The following is a 19,090-nucleotide window of genomic DNA, read 5'->3' as shown; positions in this document are numbered from 1 at the left end:
CCCGCGTGGTCAGGCCACCGCCGACAGTGTGTCCGCCTGGCGGCGATGGGAGGCTCGTGTGGCGGGGAGGGTGGAGAGGGCTGCGGCGCCGAGGGTGGCCGCGGTGACGAAGAGGAGGAGCAGGAGCGGGGAAGGGGGTCTGGCGATCCCGGCGCCGATGCCGCTGGAGTGGCCCTGGGCGTTGATCAGCCAGTCGGACAGGGGGAGGGCCAGGACGGTTGCGGTGGCCGCCGCGGCCAGAGCGGTACAGCTGGTCGAGGTCACCGTGATCGCGGTGATCTGGCGGGGGGAGAGACCGATGGCCTTGAGGGCCAGGAGGTCCCGTTCGCCCTCGCGGATCGTGCCGCCGATCGCGGAGAGGAGCTCGATCAGACCGATCAGGGCCAGGACGCAGATCAGGCCCACGATGACCGCGCGCATCGACGACAGGCCGTCGGCCGGATTGGTCACCGGGTGGACGTCCAGGTGGCCGTGGGCGCTGGCGGACAGGGCCGTGGCGACGTGGCGCGGATCGGCGCCCGGGTCCAGGCGGAGCTGGTAGAAGGTGGGGCTGAGGTTCGGGTCGTTCTCGTGCAGGGTGTCCAGGGACGTGGAGATGACCCGGCCGGCGTTCTCCGGCTCGATGCTGCGGCCGACGATGTGCAGGATCTGCGGCTGGTCGCCCACCGTCATGCGCACCCAGTCGCCGACCGTGACGTCGAGCAGGTCCAGCAGGCCCTGCCCGGCCACCGCCTCGTCGGGGCCGTTCGCGCGGCGGCCCTCGGCGAGGGCGAACGGGTAGGGGGCCTCGCGGGTGCCCAGGCCCCGCAGGGCGATCGTGGCCGTCTGGCCGGGGACCAGGGCGGCCACCTCCACCCCGGGGTAGACGGCGGCGACCCCGGGCTCCCTCGCCAGCAGGTCCCGCGCCTCGCGGTCGTCCAGGGCGCTGTCGGGGCGGACGGTGAGCGCGGCCGGCAGCCCCAGCTCCTCCGGCCTGCTGTGGAAGCGGTCGATCGTGGTCCAGGCACTCATCGCCACCACCATCAGCAGCAGCGGCAGCGCCAGCCGTCCCACCGTGGCGAAGGTGCGCGGACGGCGGGTGAAGGCCCGGTGCCAGCCCAGGACCAGCGCGGGCGGCAGGCGCAGACCCAGCGCCCTGCGGGCGGCCGCGGTCAGCCCGCCGCCCGGCACCGCCGTGGGGCGCGGCACCGGGACCGGCGGCACCCGTCCCGCCCGCCACGCCGCGAGCCCGGTCACCGCGCCGATGAACAGCACCGCTCCCACCGGGACCGCGACCATCGCCACCGTGTGGTCCGGCAGGCCCTGCCACACCCCCACCGCGTCGCCGAGCCGGCCCGGTATCCGCGCGCCCAGCCCCTCGGTGAGCACCACCGCGGCCACGGCGCCCAGCAGGGCGTACGCCACATGCTGGAGCAGGAAGATCCGGACCACCTGGGCGGGCGTGAAACCGATCGCCTTGAGCACCGAGATGTCCCGCAGATGCCCCCGGATACGGGTGCCGATCGCGCCGTGCACCGCCAGCCCGGCCGCGATCAGCGCGCCCAGCCCGAACAGGCCAAGCACCTGCCCGAGCAGCCGGTTGTCGCCCTGCGCCTCGGCCCGCGCCTGCTGCCAGGTGGACACCTCGCCGACCACGCCGGCGCCCAGCACGGTGACGGCGCGCTGCACGGCGTAGTCCGTGTCGTCGGGATCGGTCAGCCGCACTCCGACCACCCGTCCGCCGGGCTCGCGCACGGCGGACGGCAGCGCCCACACCAGCCCCGGCTGCTCGCCGGGGCCGTAGCGGGGCTCGGCGCTGTCGGCGATGCCCACCACGCTGAGCGTGCGCCCGGTGCCGGGCAGGACGAGCGTGTCACCGGGCTCGGCCAGCAGCGCCCTGGCCAGGCGGCTCTCCAGGACCACGCCGTCCGCCTCCCCGGCGGCCGGCCAGTGCCCGGCGGTGAGCAGCGGGCGGCCCACGGTGGGCAGCGACGGCGTGCCGCGCAGCTCCACGGTGGCGCGGGTGCCGCGGGAGACGACGGTGGCGGACTCGATGAGGTAGGCGTCGGTGACCGACTCGACACCGTCCAGCGCGGCCAGCCGCTCCGTCTCGGCGGACCGCGCCGTGTGCAGCCACACATGGGCCCCGTTGGACTGGGTGAAGACCCGCTGCCAGGGGTTGGTGGCGTAGCCGAACAACGCGGTGGCCAGCAGCAGCGAGGCGACGATGCCGGTCGTGGCCAGCGCGATGAACAGCGCCTCCCCGCGGTGGGTGCGCAGATCGGAGTGCGCCCAGCGCAACGTGGCTCGCACGGGCCTCAGCCCCTCGGTCCGGAACGCGGACCCGGGCACGCCCGGCGGCTGTGATCCGAACACATCAGGTGGTCGTACACCGCACTCAGTCCCTCAGCTCCAGCACGCCCGAGATCCCCGTGCTCCGCGACGGCGTGGTCCCGTCCAGTTCCGCGTCGTCGGCGATCCGGCCGTCGAAGAAACTGATCACCCGGTCCGCGGCGCTGGCCAGCCGGGCGTCATGGGTGACCAGCACGATCGTCTGGCCGCGCCCGTGGAAGCGGGACAGCAGCCGCATCACCTCGCGGGTGCCCTTGCTGTCGAGGCTGCCGGCGGGCTCGTCGGCGAGCAGCAACGGAGGGTGGTTGACCAGCGCGCGGGCCAGCGCGACCCGCTGCTGCTCACCGCCGGACAGCTCGCCCGGCATGCTGCGCTCCTTGCCCTCAAGGCCCAGCTCGGCCAGCAGCTCCTCCCGCTCGGCGCGTGCCTGCCGCGGAGAGCGGCCGGCGAGCAGGGCAGGCAGCTCGACGTTGTCGGCGACGGACAGGTTGGAGACCAGGTTGAAGAACTGGAACACGATCCCGATGCCGTTGCGGCGCTCCTCGGCCCAGCGGGCCTCGCCGTAGGAGTCGGTGCACCGGCCGTCCAGCCAGATGCTGCCCTCGTCCGGCCGCTGCAGCCCGCCGAGCAGGTGCAGCAGCGTCGACTTGCCGGCCCCGGACGGGCCGGTGACCGCCACGAACTCGCCGCGGGTCACCGACAGATCCACCCCGCGCACGGCCCGGGCGGGCGCCCCCTGGCCGTGATGCGTCTTGACCAGGCCCTCGGCCCGCAGCAGCGCCGGAGCTCGGACGTCACTCACTCCAGCCCCTCCAGTTCCTCCTGGCACCGCTCCAGCCAGTCCAGGTCGGCTTGAAGGTGCAGCATGGCGCCCTCGATCAGCAGTTGGGCGATTCGGTTGTCCCGGTTCTCGGCGGCGGCCAGCTTCGACAGACCGCGCATGGTGTTGAGGTACTGGCGCCGCTGCTTGTTGATGAGGGCGATCTGGTCGGCGAGACCGGTCTGCGGGGCGAGGGCGAGCTTCATGAAGAACTCGTCCCGCACCCGGGGTTCGTCCTCGGGCTCCTCGAACCAGGCGCGCAGTTCCTCCCGCCCGGCGTCGGTGAGGTGGTAGATCTTCTTGTTGGGCCGGCTGGACTGCTCGACCTCCTCGCCCTCGATCAGTCCCGACTTCTCGAGGCGGCCGAGGGTCACGTAGATCTGGCCGACGTTCGGCTGAGGGTACGCGGAGCCCAGCAGTTGCTCAAGGTCCTGCTTCAGCTCGTAGCCGTGGGCGGGACCGCGCGCGAGAAGTGCCAGGAGGGGCAGGCGCACGCGTGCTCTCCTCCTAGGTCCTCGTCAGACGCGTCATGCGGGGGTCTCCGGGTGGACGACGTGAGATTGACGCCAGGCCCTAGTATCGCCCATACCTAACAGGTATACATGGCCTGAGCCGGGCGAAGGTGCCCGGCGCCGGTGTGCAAGGAGGAACCTATGCGGTGGATCCACGCCGCTGGTAGGGGCCTCCTTGTTCTGGTCGTGGTCATGACCGGCTATATATCCTCGGGCGCGAGGGCGACCGGGGGGAGCGGTGAGGGCCGCGGCCCGCTCACCCTGGCCACCGCGGGCGATCTGACCGGCTACCTCGGTTCGCTCCTTGAGGGCTGGAACCGTACCCATCCCGCCGAGAGGGTCACACTCGTCGAGCTGCCCGACGCCGCCGACGAGACCCGGGCGCAGATGGCCACCGACCTGCGCGGCGGCAACCGCAGCCGGTTCGACGTGCTCAACATCGACGTGAACTGGACCTCGGAGTTCGCCGCGGCCGGCTGGATCCGCCCGCTGCCGCGCGAGCGCTTCCCGTTGAAGACCTTCCTGCCCCCGGTCGTCGGCACGGCCACCTACGACGGACGGCTGTACGCGGTCCCGTACGTCACCAACGCCGGCCTGCTGCTGTACCGCAAGGACGTCCTGGACAAGGAGGGCGTCGCGCCGCCGCGCACCTGGGCCGAGCTGGAGCACGCCGCCCGGACCATCGCGCCGAAGTACGGTCTGGACGGCTACGCGGGCCAGTTCCTGCCGTACGAGGGCCTGACCGTCAACGCCGCCGAGGCCGTGTACTCGGCGGGCGGCACGATCCTCGGCGACGAGGGCGAGCGCGTCACCGTCGACTCGCGCGCGGCCCGCGAGGGCATCGGCTTCCTGGCGCGCGGCTTCCGCGAGGGCTGGATCCCCCGGGAGGCGCTGACGTACAAGGAGGAGGAGTCCAAGCAGGCCTTCCAGGACGGCCGGCTGCTCTTCCTGCGCAACTGGCCCTACGCGTACGCCGTCGCCTCGGCCGAGGGCTCCAAGGTCGCCGGGAGGATCGGCGCCGTGCCGCTGCCCGGACCCGACGGGCCGGGGACCAGTGTCCTCGGCGGCTCCAACCTGGCCGTCAACACGCACGCGCGGCACCCCGACTCGGCCGCGCGCCTCATCGCGTACCTCACCAGCGAGCCCGTCCAGCGCCAGGTGCTCACCGAGGGCGCGCTGCCGCCCGTGCGCGCCGCGCTGTACGAGGACCCCGCACTCGTACGGCGGTTCCCGTATCTGCCGACCCTGCGGGCCTCCGTGCTGGCCGCCGCGCCGCGCCCCAAGAGCCCGCACTACGACCAGGTCAGCCTGGTGGTGCAGGCGGTCGTGCACGACGCGCTGGCGGGGCGGCAGACCCCCGAGGCGGCCGTGCGGCGCCTGGCGCGCGAGCTCGACGCCATCGCCGGGCGCTCGTAGCACTCGTACCGCTCACAGTGAAGCGCTCCCACTAGTTACGTGTTAGGTAACGCCGTCATCACATCTGCCTCTGGCCCGTCCTGACAAGTCAGGACATGGGCGGTCAACTGCTGAGTAGCTTCTGTTCCGTTCGTTGACACCTTCGAGACACCGCTACCTAACATGCATGCATAACTGCTGCCTTCACAGGAACAGGTCAATGGATTGAACAGGCATGGTTGGTGGCGCGACGCGGTGATCTACCAGGTGTATGTCCGCAGCTTTCTGGACAGCACCGGCGACGGCATCGGCGATCTGGCCGGGGTCCGCGCGGGGTTGCCGTATCTGAAGAAGCTCGGCGTCGACGGCATCTGGCTGAGTCCCTTCTACCCCTCCCCGCAGCACGACCACGGCTACGACGTGGCCGACTACTGCGGCGTCGACCCGGTCTTCGGTGATCTCGCCGAGTTCGACCTGCTGATGGCCACCGCGCATCGGCTGGGGATCAGGGTGCTCCTCGACATCGTCCCCAACCACTGCTCCAGCGAGCACCCGTGGTTCCGCGAGGCGCTCGCCGCCGCGCCCGGCAGCGAGGCCCGCGACCGCTACCACTTCACCGACGGGCGCGGCCCCGACGGCGCCGAGCCGCCCAACAACTGGCACGCCATGTTCGGCGGCCCCGCCTGGAGCCGGGTCACCGAGCCGGACGGCCGCCCCGGCCAGTGGTACCTGCACATGTTCACGCCCGAGCAGCCCGACTGGAACTGGCGCAACCCCGAGATCCCCGCCGAGTTCGAGCGCGTCCTGCGCTTCTGGCTCGACCGGGGCGTGGACGGCTTCCGCATCGACGTCGCCGCCGGCCTGTTCAAGCACCCCGAACTGCCCGACTCCCCGGACCCGGAGGCCGACGCCCGCACCCGCGACTCGGTCAACCCGCTCGCCTGGAACCAGCCCGAGGTGCACGACGTGTGGCGGCACTGGCGCGCGGTGTGCGAGGAGTACACCGCACGCGACGGCCGCGAACGCCTGCTGGTCGGCGAGGTGTCCGTGCCCAGCGCCCGCGAACACGCCCAGTACGTCCGCGCGGACGAACTGCACCAGGCCTTCTTCTTCGACCTGCTCGGCGCCCCCTGGGACGCCGATGCCTTCCGCAAGGTCATCTCCGAGGCCATGCTCGACATCGCCGGCACCGGCTCCACGGTCACCTGGGTCCTCAACAACCACGACCAGGTCCGCACCGTCACCCGCTACGGCGAGGCCGCCGTGGAGGGCAGCGGACTCGGCGCCGCACGCGCCCGCGCCGCCGCGCTGCTGATGCTGGCGCTGCCCGGAGCCGCGTACGTCTACCAGGGCGAGGAACTCGGCCTGCCCGAGGTCGTCGACCTGCCCGACGACGTGCTCACCGACCCCATCTTCCATCGCACCGGAAGCCGCACCCACGTCCGAGACGGCTGCCGGGTGCCGCTGCCCTGGTCGGGACAGGTCTCCCCGTTCGGCTTCACCTCCGGGACCCAGAGCGCCAAGCCCTGGCTCCCGCAGCCCGAGTACTTCGCCGAGTACGTCACCGAACGCGCCCTCGCCGACACCCGCTCCTTCTGGCACCTGTACCGCGACGGCCTGCAACTGCGTTCCGCGCTGCCCCAGTTGGGCGAGGGCTCGCTGCGCTGGCTGGACACCCCGCCGGACGTGCTCGCCTTCGTCCGCGGCGACGGCCTGGTCTGCGCCGTCAACTTCGGTACCTCGCCCACGACCGCGCCGGTCCCCGGCACTCCGCTGCTGGCCAGCGCCGACTGCCCGCCCGGGGTACTCGCCGGGTCCACCGCCGCCTGGTGGATCACCGACGGCACCGACCTCTGAACCTCACCGACCCCTGAACCTCACCGACCTCTGAACTTCGTCAATCCCCACCTTCCGAAGGGACATCAACGATGATGCGACGACGTACCACCCTGCTCACCGGCTGCACCGCCCTCGTCCTCGCCCTCGGCGCCACCGCCTGCGGCGGCGACGACCCCGTCTCCGCCGGTGGCGGCGACAAGACGCTCAGCGGCCAGACGGTCACCGTGGCCGGCGTCTGGTCCGGCAGCGAGCAGAAGAACTTCCAGAAGGTGCTGGACGCGTTCTCCGCGAAGACCGGCGCCAAGACCCAGTTCATGTCGACCGGCGACAACGTCTCCACCGTCGTCGGCAGCAAGATCGAGGGCGGCAACGCGCCCGACGTCGTGATGGTCCCGCAGGTCGGCGTGCTCCAGCAGTTCGCCAAGAAGGGCTGGCTGGAGCCGCTGTCCGACACCACCCAGAAGTCGGTGGACGCCAACTTCGCGCCGGTGTGGAAGAAGTACGGCAGCGTCGACGACACCCTGTACGGCCTGTACTTCAAGGCCGCCCACAAGTCCACTGTCTGGTACAGCCCCGACGCGCTCGACCAGGCCGGCGTCAAGGCACCGGCGACCTACGACGAGATGCTCAAGGCCGGGCACACCCTCTCCGACTCCGGACTCGCCGCCTTCGCGGTCGCCGGACAGGACGGCTGGACCCTGACCGACTGGTTCGAGAACGTCTACCTCTCCCAGGCCGGCCCCGAGAAGTACGACGCCCTCGCCGCCCACGACCTGAAGTGGACCGACGACAGCGTGGTCAAGGCCCTCACCACGCTCGGCAAGCTGTTCAAGGACAAGCAGCTGATCGCGGGCGGCCAGAAGGGCGCCCTCAACACCGACTTCCCGGGCTCGGTGGAGAAGGTCTTCGGACCCAAGCCCGAGGCCGGCATGGTCTACGAGGGCGACTTCGTCGCGGGCGTCGCCCACGACCAGTTCGACCGGACCATCGGCAAGGACGCGGACTTCTTCCCCTTCCCGCCGGTCGACGGCGGCAACGCGCCGGTCGTCAGCGGCGGTGACGCGGCCGCCGTCCTCAAGGACGGCAAGAACGCCAAGGCCGGCATGAAGCTCCTCGAGTACCTGGCCACCCCCGAGGCCGCGGCCGTGTGGGCCAAGGCCGGCGGATTCCTGTCCCCGAACAAGAACCTCGACCTCGCCTCCTACGGCGACGACGTCACCCGCGCCACCGCCAAGTCCCTCATCGGGGCGGGCGACTCCGACGCGGTCCGCTTCGACATGTCCGACCAGGCCCCGGCGGCCTTCGGCGGCACCAGCGGCGCGGGCGAGTGGAAGCTGCTCCAGGACTTCCTGCGCGACCCGTCCGACCCGAAGGGCACCGCGGCGAAGCTGGAGGCCGCGGCGGCCAAGGCGTACAAGAACCAGGGCTGATCCGTCATGACCGCCCCCACGCTCCCGAAGGAGAAGGGCGCGGGCCCCCCGTCGCCCGCCGCGCGCGCCGAGCAGGTTCGGCGCGCGCGGCGGCGGGGCCGGGTCGTCGCGCTGCTGTTCGTCTTCCCCGCACTGCTGCTGCTCGGCGCCCTCGTCGTCTACCCGGTGCTGTTCTCCGTCGGCCGGAGCTTCTTCGACGCCTCAGGCACCCGGTTCGTCGGCGGGGACAACTACACCGAGATATTCCACGACCCGGCGACGCTGAAGGCCATCCGGAACACCACGATCTGGGTCGTCGTCGCCCCGGCGCTGCTGACCGGGCTCGGACTGATCCTCGCCGTGCTGGTGGAGAAGGTCCGCTGGGCGACGGCGTTCAAGCTGCTGCTGTTCATGCCGATGGCCGTCTCCTTCCTGGCTGCCGGCATCATCTTCCGGCTCGCCTACGACGAGGACCCGGACAAGGGCGTCCTGAACGCCGCCGTGGTCTCCGTGCACGACGCGTTCAAGGAATCCCCGGCCTACCCGAGCGCCCGCGCCCGCGAGGGGTTCGGGCTGACCGAGGGCCGGGACGGCTCCTACCTCACGAGCACGAGCCTCTCGCCGGGCTCCACGGTGACCCTGCCCATGGTCGGCGTGCTGCCCAAGGACCTGCCCGGCGGCGCCTCGCCCGCCCGCCCGGTGGAGGACGGGAAGACCGCCGCGGACGAACTGCGCGGAGTCGTCTACCTGGACTTCGCACCCGGCGGAGGCGGCACCCAGGGCAAGATCGACCCCGGCGAGAGCGGTATGCCCGGCATGAAGGTCGAGGCGGTGCGCGACGGCCATACGGTCGCGAGCACCACCACGGGCTCCGACGGCTCCTTCAGCTTCACGGGCCTCAAGGCGGGCTCGTACGAGGTGAAGCTGGAGCAGGCCAACTTCGCCCAGCCCTACCAGGGCGTCTCCTGGCTCGGCCCGACGCTCGTCACCCCGATGATCATCGGCGCCTACCTGTGGATCTGGACCGGGTTCGCGATGGTGCTGATCGGCGCCGGACTGTCCGCGCTGCCGCGTGACGCGCTGGAGGCGGCGCGCATCGACGGGGCCAACGAGTGGCAGATCTTCCGCCGGATCACCGTGCCGCTGCTCGCCCCCGTCCTCACCGTCGTCTTCGTCACCCTCGTGATCAACGTGATGAAGGTCTTCGACCTCGTCTACATCATCGCGCCCGGCCCGGTGCAGCAGGACGCCACCGTGCTGGCGACCCAGATGTGGCTGGTGTCCTTCGGCGGTGGCAACAACCAGGGCCTCGGCAGTGCGCTCGGCGTGCTCCTGCTGCTCCTGGTGATCCCGGCGATGGTGTTCAACGTCCGCCGCTTCCGAAGGAGTCAGTGATGAACGCGGTCAGGCGAGGCCTGAGCAGCGCGCTGGTCCAGGCCGTCCTCGTGGTGATCGGCCTGGTCTGGATGACCCCGCTCGCGGGCCTGTTCGTGTCGTCGCTGCGTTCGGCCCAGGACACCGCGAAGGGCGGCTGGTGGACGGCGCTGGCAAGCCCGCAGCAACTGTCCTTCGACAACTACTCGGCACTGCTGAAGAACTCCGGCATCACCAGGGCCTTCTGGAACACGGTGCTGATCTCGGTGCCCACGACGTTCCTGGTCGTGGTCGTCGCGGCGCTGGCCGGATACGCGTTCGCCTGGATGGACTTCCCGGCCCGTGAGCCGCTGTTCCTGCTGGTGGTGGCCATGCTGGTGGTGCCCGTGCAGATCGGTCTGCTGCCCGTCGCCAAACTCTTCGGCCAGCTTGGCCTGTTCGGCACGATCCCCGGCGTGGTCCTCTTCCACGTGGCCTACGGACTGCCGTTCGCGGTGTTCCTGTTGCGGAACTACTTCGCCGAGATGCCGAAGGAGATGCTGGAGGCGGCCCGCATGGACGGGGGCAACGAGTGGCGGATCTTCACCCGGCTGGTGCTGCCGGTGGGGCGGCCCGCGATCGCGAGCCTCGCCATCTTCCAGTTCCTGTGGGTGTGGAACGACATGCTGGTGGCGTTGCTGTTCGCCGACACCTCGTCGCAGCCGCTGACGGTGGAACTCCAGTCGCAGATCCGGCAGTTCGGCAGCAACATCGATGTGCTGGCGCCGGGGGCGTTCCTGTCGCTGATCGTGCCGGTGGTCGTGTTCTTCGCCTTCCAGCGGCACTTCGTGCAGGGGGTGATGGCCGGGTCGGTGAAGTGACGCCGACCTCCGGTCCGGCCTGAACGGCCTCCTCCCCGCGTGCCGGACGGGCCGGGAACAAGGTGCGGCGGCGGTGTTCTCACCGCCGCCGCACCTTGCCGTTCACGCCGAAGCCGGCGGATACAGCGACCGCGGTAGTTGCGAGGCCGCCGCCGTGTCCAGGAGCCACAGGGTGCGGGCGCGGCCCCGGGCGCCGGCTGCCGGGGCCTGGATCTCGCCCGCGCCCGACAGGGCCATCGCCACCGCGTTGGCCTTGTCCTCGCCTGCCGCCAGCAGCCAGACCTCACGGGCCGAGCGGATGGCGGGCAGGGTGAGGGAGACGCGGGTGGGCGGCGGCTTGGGGGAGCCGTGCACCCCGATCACCGTACGCTCCGTCTCGCGCACCCCCGGGTGCTCCGGGAAGAGGGACGCGACATGGGTGTCCGGGCCGACGCCCAGCATCAGGACGTCGAACGCCGGGACCGCGCCGTGGTTCTCGGGGCCGGCCGCGCGGGCCAGCTCCTCGGCGTAGGCCTCCGCCGCCGCCTCGGCGTCCGCGCCATGGGGACCGTCCGACGCGGGCATGGCGTGCACGCGCTTGGGGTCCAGCGGCACGGAGTCCAGCAGGGCCTCGCGGGCCTGCGTGACATTGCGCTCCGGGTCGCCCTCCGGCAGGAACCGCTCGTCGCCCCACCACAGGTCGAGCCGGCCCCAGTCGATCGCGTCACGGGCGGGCGCGGCCGCCAGCGCGGCCAGCACGCCGTTGCCGTTGCGGCCGCCGGTGAGGACCACGGACGCCGAGCCCGTCGAGGCCTGCGCGTCCACGATCCGCGTGATCAGCCGGGCCGCGGCGGCCTGCGCCATCAGCTCCTTGTCGTGGTGGACGACCAGTTGCGGAGTGCTCACTTGGCGGCCTCCTCCTGGGGCACGGGCACCGCGATCGGCTCCGGCGCCGCAGCCCTGGAGCCGTCGGACGCCTGGGTGCCGTCCAGCCGGTCCACGCCGAACCGCAGCGCGGAGGCGTACGTGTCGTCCGGGTCGAGCCGCCGCAGCTCCTCCGCGATCAGCTCGGCCGTCTCCCGCCGCTTCAGCGCCACCGCCCGCTCCGGCTGCCCCTGGATGGACAGGGTCGCCAGCCTGCCGTCGGCCCGGTCCAGGGCGATCGGGCCGCAGCTGGTGTCCATGCGGACCGCGGTCAGACCGGGCCCCGCGGACTGCGAGCGCCTGACGGGTACGTCCAGCCGGTCCGCGAGCCACATCGCCAGCAGCTCGCAGCTCGGGTTGAACTCCTCGCCCTCCACCTCCACGGCCCTGACCTCGCAGGTGACCTGGTCGAGGGCCGCGGCCAGCATCGAGCGCCACGGCGTGATCCGGGTCCAGGACAGGTCCGTGTCGCCGGGCGTGTACGCCTCGGCCCGCGCCGAGAGCTCCCGCACCGGCTGCTCGGAGGAGTAGGTGTCGGTGACCCGGCGCTGCGCCAGGGCGCCCAGCGGGTCCTTGGCCGGGTCGAGCGGCGCGTTCACCGGCCACCAGACGACGACCGGCGCGTCGGGCAGCAGCAGCGGCAGCACCACCGACTGGGCGTGGTCGGCCACCTCGCCGTGCAGGCGCAGTACCACCGTCTCGCCGGTGCCGGCGTCCGCGCCCACCCGCACCTCGGCGTCCAGCCGCGAGGACGTGCGGTCGCGCAGGGTCCGGGCGTGCCGCTTGATGACGACCAGCAGGCGCGAGGGATGCTCCCGCGAGGCGTCGCCGGCGGCCTTCAGGGCGTCGTAGGCGTTCTCCTCGTCGGTGACGATGACCAGCGTGAGCACCATGCCCACGGCCGGGGTGCCGATCGCCCGCCGGGCCTTCACCAGCGCCTTGTTGATCTTGCTGGCCGTGGTGTCGGTCAGGTCTATCTTCATGGCCGGCGCCAGCTCCGTCCGTCTCGTGCGAGCATGTCGTCCGCCTCGGCGGGTCCCCATGTCCCGGACGGGTACTGCGCGGGCTTGCCGTGCTTGTCCCAGTACGTCTCGATCGGGTCGAGGATCCGCCAGGACAGCTCGACCTCCTCGGTGCGCGGGAAGAGGTTGGAGTCGCCGAGCAGCACGTCCAGGATCAGCCGCTCGTACGCCTCCGGGCTGGACTCCGTGAAGGACTCGCCGTAGGCGAAGTCCATCGACACGTCCCGGATCTCCATCGACGTGCCGGGCACCTTGGAGCCGAAGCGGACCGTGACACCCTCGTCCGGCTGGACGCGGATCACGATGGCGTTCTGCCCGAGTTCCTCGGTGGCCGAGGTGTCGAAGGGGGAGTGCGGCGCCCGCTGGAAGACGACCGCGATCTCGGTGACGCGGCGGCCCAGGCGCTTTCCGGTGCGCAGATAGAAGGGGACGCCCGCCCAGCGGCGGTTGTCGATCGCCAGCTTGACGGCCGCGTAGGTGTCGGTCTTCGACTTCTTGTCGATGCCCTCTTCCTCGAGGTAGCCGATGACCTTCTCGCCGCCCTGCCAGCCCGCCGCGTACTGCCCGCGCACGGTCGACCTGCCCAGGTCCTTGGGCAGCTTCACCGCGCCGAGCACCTTGGTCTTCTCCGCGGCCAGCGCGTCCGCGTCGAAGGAGGCGGGCTCCTCCATGGCGGTCAGCGCCAGGAGCTGCAGCAGGTGGTTCTGGATGACGTCACGGGCGGCGCCGATGCCGTCGTAGTAGCCGGCCCGGCCGCCGATGCCGATGTCCTCGGCCATGGTGATCTGCACATGGTCCACGAAGGACCGGTTCCAGATCGGCTCGAACATCGTGTTGGCGAAACGCAGCGCCAGGATGTTCTGGACGGTCTCCTTGCCCAGGTAGTGGTCGATGCGGAAGACCTGCTCCGGGTCGAACACCTCGTGCACGATCCGGTTCAGCTCCTCGGCCGACTTCAGGTCGTGGCCGAAGGGCTTCTCGATGACCGCGCGCCGCCACGAGCCGTGGCTCTGGTCGGCGAGCTGGTGCTTCTTGAGCTGCTGGATGACCACCGGGAAGGACTTCGGCGGCACCGACAGGTAGAAGGCGAAGTTGCCTCCCGTGCCCTGCGCCTTGTCCAGTTCCTCGATCGTGCCGCGCAGCCGCTCGAACGCGTCGTCGTCGTCGAAGGTGCCCTGCACGAAGCGCATCCCCTGGATGAGCTGCTGCCAGACCTCCTCACGGAACGGCGTGCGCGCGTGCTCCTTGACGGCGTCGTGCACGACCTCCGCGAAGTCCTCGTGCTCCCAGTCGCGGCGGGCGAAGCCGACGAGCGAGAAGCCCGGCGGCAGCAGACCCCGGTTGGCCAGGTCGTACACGGCGGGCATCAGCTTCTTGCGCGACAGGTCGCCTGTGACACCGAAGATGACCAGGCCCGACGGCCCCGCGATGCGCGGGAGCCGTCGGTCGGCGGGGTCACGGAGCGGATTCGCTCCGGTGACGGTAAGAGGAGCCAAGGTTCTCAGCCCTCCGCGGGAGCGAGGCGCTCCAGCTCCGCCTCGGTGGACTTCAGCAGGTCGTTCCAGGACCCCTCGAACTTCTCGACGCCCTCGTCCTCCAGAACCTGGACGACGTCGTCGTAGGAGATCCCGATGCGCTCCAGCGCGTCGATGTCCGCGCGGGCCTGCTCGTAGGTGCCGGTGATCGCGTCGCCGCGGATCGCGCCGTGGTCCTCGGTGGCCTCAAGGGTGGCCTCGGGCATGGTGTTCACCGTGTTCGGCGCCACCAGCTCCTCGACGTACATGGTGTCCTTGTACGCCTTGTCCTTCACCCCGGTGGACGCCCACAGCGGACGCTGCTTGTTGGCGCCCTCCCGCTCCAGCGCGCTCCAGCGGTCGGAGGAGAAGACCTCCTCGTACGCCTCGTAGGCCAGACGCGCGTTGGCCACGCCCGCCTTGCCGCGCAGCGCCTTGGCCTCGTCGGTGCCGAGCTCGTCGATCCGCCGGTCGATCTCGGTGTCCACGCGGGACACGAAGAAGGACGCCACCGAGTGGATCTTCGACAGGTCCAGGCCGCGGCCCCGGGCCTTCTCCAGGCCGCTCAGGTACGCGTCCATCACCGCGCGGTAGCGCTCCAGCGAGAAGATCAGGGTGACGTTGACGCTGATGCCGTTGCCGATGGTCTCGGCGATCGCCGGCAGGCCCGCCCGGGTGGCCGGGATCTTGATGAGCGTGTTGGGCCGGTCGACCAGCCAGGCGAGCTGGCGGGCCTCGGCGACCGTCGCCCTGGTGTTGTGCGCCAGACGCGGGTCCACCTCGATGGAGACCCGGCCGTCCTTGCCGCCGGTGGCGTCGAAGAGCGGGCGCAGGATGTCGGCGGCGTCGCGGACGTCCGCCGTCGTGATCATGCGGATGGCCTCATCCACCGTGACCCGGCGGGCGGCCAGGTCCGAGACCTGCTGCTCGTAGCCGTCCCCGTGCGAGATGGCCTTCTGGAAGATCGTCGGGTTGGTGGTGACGCCCACGACGTGCTGCTGGTCGATCAGCTCGGCGAGGTTGCCGGACGTGATCCGCTTGCGCGACAGGTCGTCCAGCCAGATCGCGACGCCTTCGTCGGAAAGGCGCTTCAGTGCGTCTGTCATGGAAAATGCATCTCCTACGGGTCGTATATGAGCGTCAGCGCTGGGCGGCGGCGATGGATTCCCGGGCCTTGGCGGCCACATTCTCGGCAGTGAAGCCGAATTCGCGGAACAGCACCTTGGCGTCGGCTGAAGCGCCGAAGTGCTCGAGGGAAACGATGCGGCCGGCGTCTCCCACGTACTTGTGCCAGGTCAGACCAATACCTGCCTCGACCGCGACACGTGCCCGCACGGCCGGGGGCAGCACGCTGTCCCGGTACCCCTGGTCCTGTTCCTCGAACCACTCCACGGACGGCATGGACACCACCCGGGTGGGGACGCCCTCGGCCTGGAGCCGCTCACGGGCCTCCACGGCCACGTGCACCTCGGAACCGGTGGCGATCAGGACGACCTGCGCCTCGGTGTTCTGCCCGTCGGGGCCCTCCGCCTCGAACATGACGTAACCGCCGCGCGCCGCGTCGTCGTTGGGCTCGTACGTCGGCACGCCCTGGCGGGTCAGCGCCAGTCCGTGCGGGGCGCCCTTGCCGAACTCCTTGGTCCAGCGGCGCAGGATCTCGCGCCAGGCGATCGCGGTCTCGTTGGCGTCGGCCGGGCGCACGATGTTCAGGCCCGGGATGGCGCGCAGCGAGGCCAGGTGCTCGACCGGCTGGTGGGTGGGGCCGTCCTCGCCCAGACCGACGGAGTCGTGCGTCCAGACGTACGTCACCGGCAGGTGCATCAGGGACGACAGACGCACCGCGTTGCGCATGTAGTCGGAGAAGACCAGGAAGGTGCCGCCGTAGACGCGGGTGTTGCCGTGCAGCGTGATGCCGTTCATCGCCGCGGCCATCGCGTGCTCACGGATGCCGAAGTGGATGGTGCGCCCGTACGGGTTCGCCTCCGGCAGCGGGTTGCCCTCGGGCAGGAACGACGAGGTCTTGTCGATGGTGGTGTTGTTCGAGCCGGCGAGGTCCGCCGATCCGCCCCACAGCTCCGGGACCACGTCGCCGAGCGCCTGGAGCACCTTGCCGGACGCGGCGCGCGTGGCCAGGCCCTTGCCCGCCTCGAACACCGGGATCTTCTCGTCCCAGCCGGCCGGCAGTTCGCCCGCGGCGATCCGGTCGAACTCCGCGGCCCGCTCGGCGTTCGCCTCGCGCCAGACCTGGAGCGACTTCTCCCACTCGGCCCTGGCCCGGCGGCCCCGCTCGACGGCGCCGCGGGTGTGGTTCAGCACCTCGTCGGAGACCTCGAAGTGCTGCTCGGGGTCGAAGCCGAGGACGCGCTTGGTGGCCGCGACCTCCTCCTCGCCCAGCGCCGAGCCGTGCGCGGCCTCGGTGTTCTGCGCGTGCGGGGCCGGCCAGGCGATGATCGAGCGCATCGCGATGAAGGACGGCCGGTCGGTGACGGCCTTGGCCGCCTCGACGGCCGCGTGGATCGCCTGCGGGTCGAGGTCGCCGTCCTCCTTGGCCTCCACGCGCTGCACGTGCCAGCCGTAGGCCTCGTACCGCTTGACGGTGTCCTCGGAGACGGCCGTCTCGGTGTCGCCCTCGATCGAGATGTGGTTGTCGTCCCACAGCAGGATCAGGTTGCCGAGCTTCTGGTGGCCGGCCAGCGAGGACGCCTCGGCGGAGATGCCCTCCTGGAGGCAGCCGTCACCGGCGACGCAGAAGATGAAGTGGTCGAACGGGGACTCGCCGGCGGGGGCCTCCGGGTCGAACAGACCGCGCTCGTAGCGGGCGGCCATCGCCATGCCCACCGCGTTGGCGACACCCTGGCCGAGCGGGCCGGTCGTGGTCTCCACGCCCGCCGTGTGCCCGTACTCCGGGTGGCCCGGCGTCTTCGAGCCCCAGGTGCGGAAGGACTTCAGGTCGTCCAGCTCCAGGCCGAAACCGGCGAGGTACAGCTGGGTGTAGAGGGTCAGGGAGGAGTGGCCGGCGGACAGTACGAAACGGTCGCGGCCCACCCACTGCGGATCGGCCGGGTCGTGGCGCATCACCTTCTGGAAGAGGGTGTAGGCGACGGGAGCCAGGCTCATCGCCGTGCCGGGATGGCCGTTGCCGACCTTCTGTACGGCATCGGCGGCCAGGACGCGCGCGGTGTCCACGGCACGCTGGTCCAACTCGGTCCAGTCGAGGTCTGTGGTGGTCGGCTTGTTGCTCACCCTGAGTCAGGGCTCCTCTCCACATGTCGGATGCCGGCGTACGGGGGGACCGCGCACCGGTTTGCCGGCCTTCTCGGCGTCGGCCGGACGTTGTCGAGCCTATCCCGTCAGAACGTGCGTTTTTCCGCGTCGTTCCAGAGTGCCGGGACTCTCCGGGATCCGCCTCCCCGCTGGTCGGAATCGCATTCCGCACATGAATACGGAGCTGCTCATTCGATCGCTCAATCGAGCCGGATCACGCCCTTCCGGAGGGCCCCGCCAACACGATCCGACCCCCGCGAATGTCCGGGTCTGGGCAACGTCTACAGTGGCGTGGTACGCGCGAGTCCTTACCGTCGGTTCACACGGGCGGCTCGCTGGGAGTCTCTGTCAGGGGTGTGCGTGACGGCCGTCGAATCCCGTCCAGCGGGTGGGGGCACCTCCCACGCCTTCAAGGCTGTGGGGGAGCTCGGTGCGAGCCAGAGCCCGAGCCACCGGCCGTTCGGGGCCCGTGTCAAGGCGTTCGTGGCGCTGACCAAGCCGCGGATCATCGAGCTGCTGCTGATCACCACCGTTCCGGTGATGTTCCTGGCCCAGCGGGGCGTGCCCGACCTGGGGCTGGTCCTGGTCACCTGCGTCGGCGGCTACCTGTCGGCGGGCGGCGCCAACGCGTTGAACATGTACATCGACCGCGACATCGACGCGCTCATGGACCGGACCTCCCAGCGCCCGCTGGTCACCGGCATGGTCAGCCCGCGCGAGTGCCTGGCCTTCGGCATCACGCTGGCGGTCGTCTCCACGCTGCTGTTCGGCCTCGCCGTCAACTGGCTGTCCGCGTGGTTGTCGCTCGGCGCGCTCCTCTTCTATGTCGTCGTTTACACGATGATCCTCAAGCGCCGCACCTCGCAGAACATCGTGTGGGGCGGCATCGCCGGCTGCATGCCGGTGCTGATCGGCTGGTCCTCGGTCACCAACTCGATGTCCTGGGCGCCCGTCATCCTCTTCCTCGTCATGTTCTTCTGGACGCCGCCGCACTACTGGCCGCTGTCAATGAAGGTCAGGGAGGACTACGCGCGCGTGGGCGTGCCGATGCTTCCGGTCATCGCCTCGAACAAGGTGGTCGCCCGGCAGATCGTGATCTACAGCTGGGTGATGGTGGCGGTCTCGCTGCTGCTGACCCCGCTCGGCTACACCGGCTGGTTCTACACGGCGGTGGCGCTGGCCGGGGGCGGCTGGTGGCTGTGGGAGGCGCACGCGCTGCAGAACCGGGCCAAGGCCGAGGCGACCGGCGTGAAGCTGAAGGAGATGCGCCTGTTCCACTGGTCCATCACCTATGTGTCGCTGCTGTTCGTCGCGGTGGCGGTGGATCCCTTCCTGCGCTGAGCTCTCGCCGGGACATCCCACGGGCGGGGTACGTGGTCAAGGCCACGCACCCCGCCCGTCGCCGTTTGATCTACCCGTGGGTAGCATCCTGGCCATGGCAGACACGCAGCAGGTTGACCCCAAGGCCGAGCGCAGGGCCGCACGTCTCGCCCGGCGGATCGGCTCCTTCTCCAAGGCCCACGGAGGTGCCGAGGGGCAGGTCGCGTACCTCGGGGAGCGCGGCGCCAGGATCGTCCTGGTCGGCGAGGACGGCACCTGGGGCGACCTCGTGGCCCCCACATACGCCATCGCCGAGCAGGCGGTGGAGAAGTCCGGGATCACCGTCCACGAGGCGTTCGACGGCGCGTTCGCGGCCAAGGTGCGGACGGGCCCGTACGAGTGGAGCCGCATGGCGGGCCTCCAGGTGGGCGGCCCGTCCAACCGCTGACCGGAACCGGACGCCGGGGCCGGCGGTCACCTGACGGCCGGTTCGCCCCTGGAAGCCGCTCGCTGTACGGCGGCGGCGT

The 19,090-nt window shown here is 71.0% G+C and carries 15 protein-coding genes; 7 read left to right on the top strand and 8 right to left on the bottom strand.

Going from position 1 to position 19,090, the window contains the following annotated elements:
* Positions 1 to 9: 9 nt before the first annotated feature.
* From CG719_RS17035 to CG719_RS17025, 3 genes are all read right to left on the bottom strand, one after another.
* Positions 10 to 2,292 (bottom strand): ABC transporter permease, encoded by a 2,283-nt coding sequence (locus CG719_RS17035; RefSeq protein WP_100569636.1) that lies wholly within the window; start codon positions 2,290 to 2,292, stop codon positions 10 to 12.
* Between the two features lie 85 nt (positions 2,293 to 2,377).
* Entirely contained in the window at positions 2,378 to 3,133 is a 756-nt protein-coding gene (locus tag CG719_RS17030) for an ABC transporter ATP-binding protein (RefSeq protein WP_100569501.1), read from the bottom strand.
* Entirely contained in the window at positions 3,130 to 3,645 is a 516-nt protein-coding gene (locus CG719_RS17025; protein WP_100569500.1) for a PadR family transcriptional regulator, read from the bottom strand. The genes CG719_RS17030 and CG719_RS17025 overlap by 4 nt, the downstream gene beginning before the upstream one ends.
* 159 nt (positions 3,646 to 3,804) lie before the next feature.
* On the opposite strand from CG719_RS17025, the gene CG719_RS17020 reads away from it, so the two are divergent.
* From CG719_RS17020 to CG719_RS17000, 5 genes are all read left to right on the top strand, one after another.
* Positions 3,805 to 5,079, top strand: a complete 1,275-nt coding sequence (locus CG719_RS17020; protein ID WP_100569499.1) for an ABC transporter substrate-binding protein — start codon at positions 3,805 to 3,807, stop codon at positions 5,077 to 5,079.
* 204 nt (positions 5,080 to 5,283) lie between these two features.
* Positions 5,284 to 6,915 (top strand): glycoside hydrolase family 13 protein, encoded by a 1,632-nt coding sequence (locus CG719_RS17015; RefSeq protein WP_100569498.1) that lies wholly within the window; start codon positions 5,284 to 5,286, stop codon positions 6,913 to 6,915.
* Positions 6,916 to 6,986: 71 nt separating this feature from the next.
* Positions 6,987 to 8,327 (top strand): ABC transporter substrate-binding protein, encoded by a 1,341-nt coding sequence (locus tag CG719_RS17010; protein WP_100569497.1) that lies wholly within the window; start codon positions 6,987 to 6,989, stop codon positions 8,325 to 8,327.
* A gap of 6 nt (positions 8,328 to 8,333) precedes the next feature.
* A complete protein-coding gene (locus tag CG719_RS17005; protein ID WP_100569496.1) occupies positions 8,334 to 9,701 on the top strand; it encodes an ABC transporter permease in 1,368 nt (455 codons plus the stop codon).
* On the top strand, positions 9,701 to 10,540 hold the full coding sequence (locus CG719_RS17000; RefSeq protein ID WP_100569495.1) for a carbohydrate ABC transporter permease: 840 nt from the start codon (positions 9,701 to 9,703) through the stop codon (positions 10,538 to 10,540). The genes CG719_RS17005 and CG719_RS17000 overlap by 1 nt, the downstream gene beginning before the upstream one ends.
* Positions 10,541 to 10,642: 102 nt before the next feature.
* Here the strand turns inward: CG719_RS17000 and pgl are convergent, their stop codons facing one another.
* Genes pgl through tkt form a run of 5 tightly spaced genes read right to left on the bottom strand, consistent with a single transcriptional unit; the run spans position 10,643 to position 17,222 of the window.
* Positions 10,643 to 11,383 carry a 6-phosphogluconolactonase gene (gene pgl / locus CG719_RS16995; RefSeq protein ID WP_234375630.1) on the bottom strand — a complete coding sequence of 247 codons (741 nt, stop codon included), beginning with the start codon at positions 11,381 to 11,383 and terminating at the stop codon, positions 10,643 to 10,645.
* Between the two features lie 38 nt (positions 11,384 to 11,421).
* A complete protein-coding gene (opcA, locus tag CG719_RS16990) occupies positions 11,422 to 12,426 on the bottom strand; it encodes a glucose-6-phosphate dehydrogenase assembly protein OpcA (RefSeq protein ID WP_100569493.1) in 1,005 nt (334 codons plus the stop codon).
* Entirely contained in the window at positions 12,423 to 13,961 is a 1,539-nt protein-coding gene (gene zwf, locus CG719_RS16985) for a glucose-6-phosphate dehydrogenase (RefSeq protein ID WP_100569492.1), read from the bottom strand. Before zwf ends, opcA begins: the two co-directional genes overlap by 4 nt.
* Before the next feature lie 5 nt (positions 13,962 to 13,966).
* Entirely contained in the window at positions 13,967 to 15,085 is a 1,119-nt protein-coding gene (tal, locus tag CG719_RS16980) for a transaldolase (RefSeq protein ID WP_100569491.1), read from the bottom strand.
* Between the two features lie 34 nt (positions 15,086 to 15,119).
* Positions 15,120 to 17,222: a transketolase gene (tkt, locus tag CG719_RS16975; protein ID WP_100569490.1), complete on the bottom strand. Its 2,103-nt coding sequence runs from the start codon at positions 17,220 to 17,222 to the stop codon at positions 15,120 to 15,122.
* A 375-nt stretch (positions 17,223 to 17,597) separates the two neighbouring features.
* Here tkt and CG719_RS16970 point away from each other — a divergent pair, with 375 nt between their 5' ends.
* Both CG719_RS16970 and CG719_RS16965 read left to right on the top strand, forming a co-directional pair.
* Positions 17,598 to 18,584 carry a heme o synthase gene (locus tag CG719_RS16970; RefSeq protein WP_100569489.1) on the top strand — a complete coding sequence of 329 codons (987 nt, stop codon included), beginning with the start codon at positions 17,598 to 17,600 and terminating at the stop codon, positions 18,582 to 18,584.
* Between the two features lie 94 nt (positions 18,585 to 18,678).
* Entirely contained in the window at positions 18,679 to 19,011 is a 333-nt protein-coding gene (locus CG719_RS16965) for a hypothetical protein (RefSeq protein ID WP_199836671.1), read from the top strand.
* Positions 19,012 to 19,090: the final 79 nt, after the last annotated feature.

It is taken from the genome of Streptomyces sp. CB01373 (genome assembly GCF_002803075.1).
Classification (GTDB): Bacteria; Actinomycetota; Actinomycetes; order Streptomycetales; family Streptomycetaceae; genus Streptomyces.
This window is presented reverse-complemented; position numbering and strand designations above follow the sequence as displayed.

What these genes read in the sequence shown, in the direction of transcription:
- CG719_RS17020 (WP_100569499.1), top strand. Translation starts at nt 3,805, where the DNA reads ATGCGGTGGATCCACGCCGCTGGTAGGGGCCTCCTTGTTCTGGTCGTG.
- opcA (WP_100569493.1), bottom strand. Translation starts at nt 12,426, where the DNA reads ATGAAGATAGACCTGACCGACACCACGGCCAGCAAGATCAACAAGGCG.
- CG719_RS16965 (WP_199836671.1), top strand. Translation starts at nt 18,679, where the DNA reads ATGGCAGACACGCAGCAGGTTGACCCCAAGGCCGAGCGCAGGGCCGCA.
- CG719_RS17005 (WP_100569496.1), top strand. Translation starts at nt 8,334, where the DNA reads ATGACCGCCCCCACGCTCCCGAAGGAGAAGGGCGCGGGCCCCCCGTCG.
- CG719_RS17000 (WP_100569495.1), top strand. Translation starts at nt 9,701, where the DNA reads ATGAACGCGGTCAGGCGAGGCCTGAGCAGCGCGCTGGTCCAGGCCGTC.
- CG719_RS17010 (WP_100569497.1), top strand. Translation starts at nt 6,987, where the DNA reads ATGATGCGACGACGTACCACCCTGCTCACCGGCTGCACCGCCCTCGTC.
- pgl (WP_234375630.1), bottom strand. Translation starts at nt 11,383, where the DNA reads ATGGCGCAGGCCGCCGCGGCCCGGCTGATCACGCGGATCGTGGACGCG.
- tal (WP_100569491.1), bottom strand. Translation starts at nt 15,085, where the DNA reads ATGACAGACGCACTGAAGCGCCTTTCCGACGAAGGCGTCGCGATCTGG.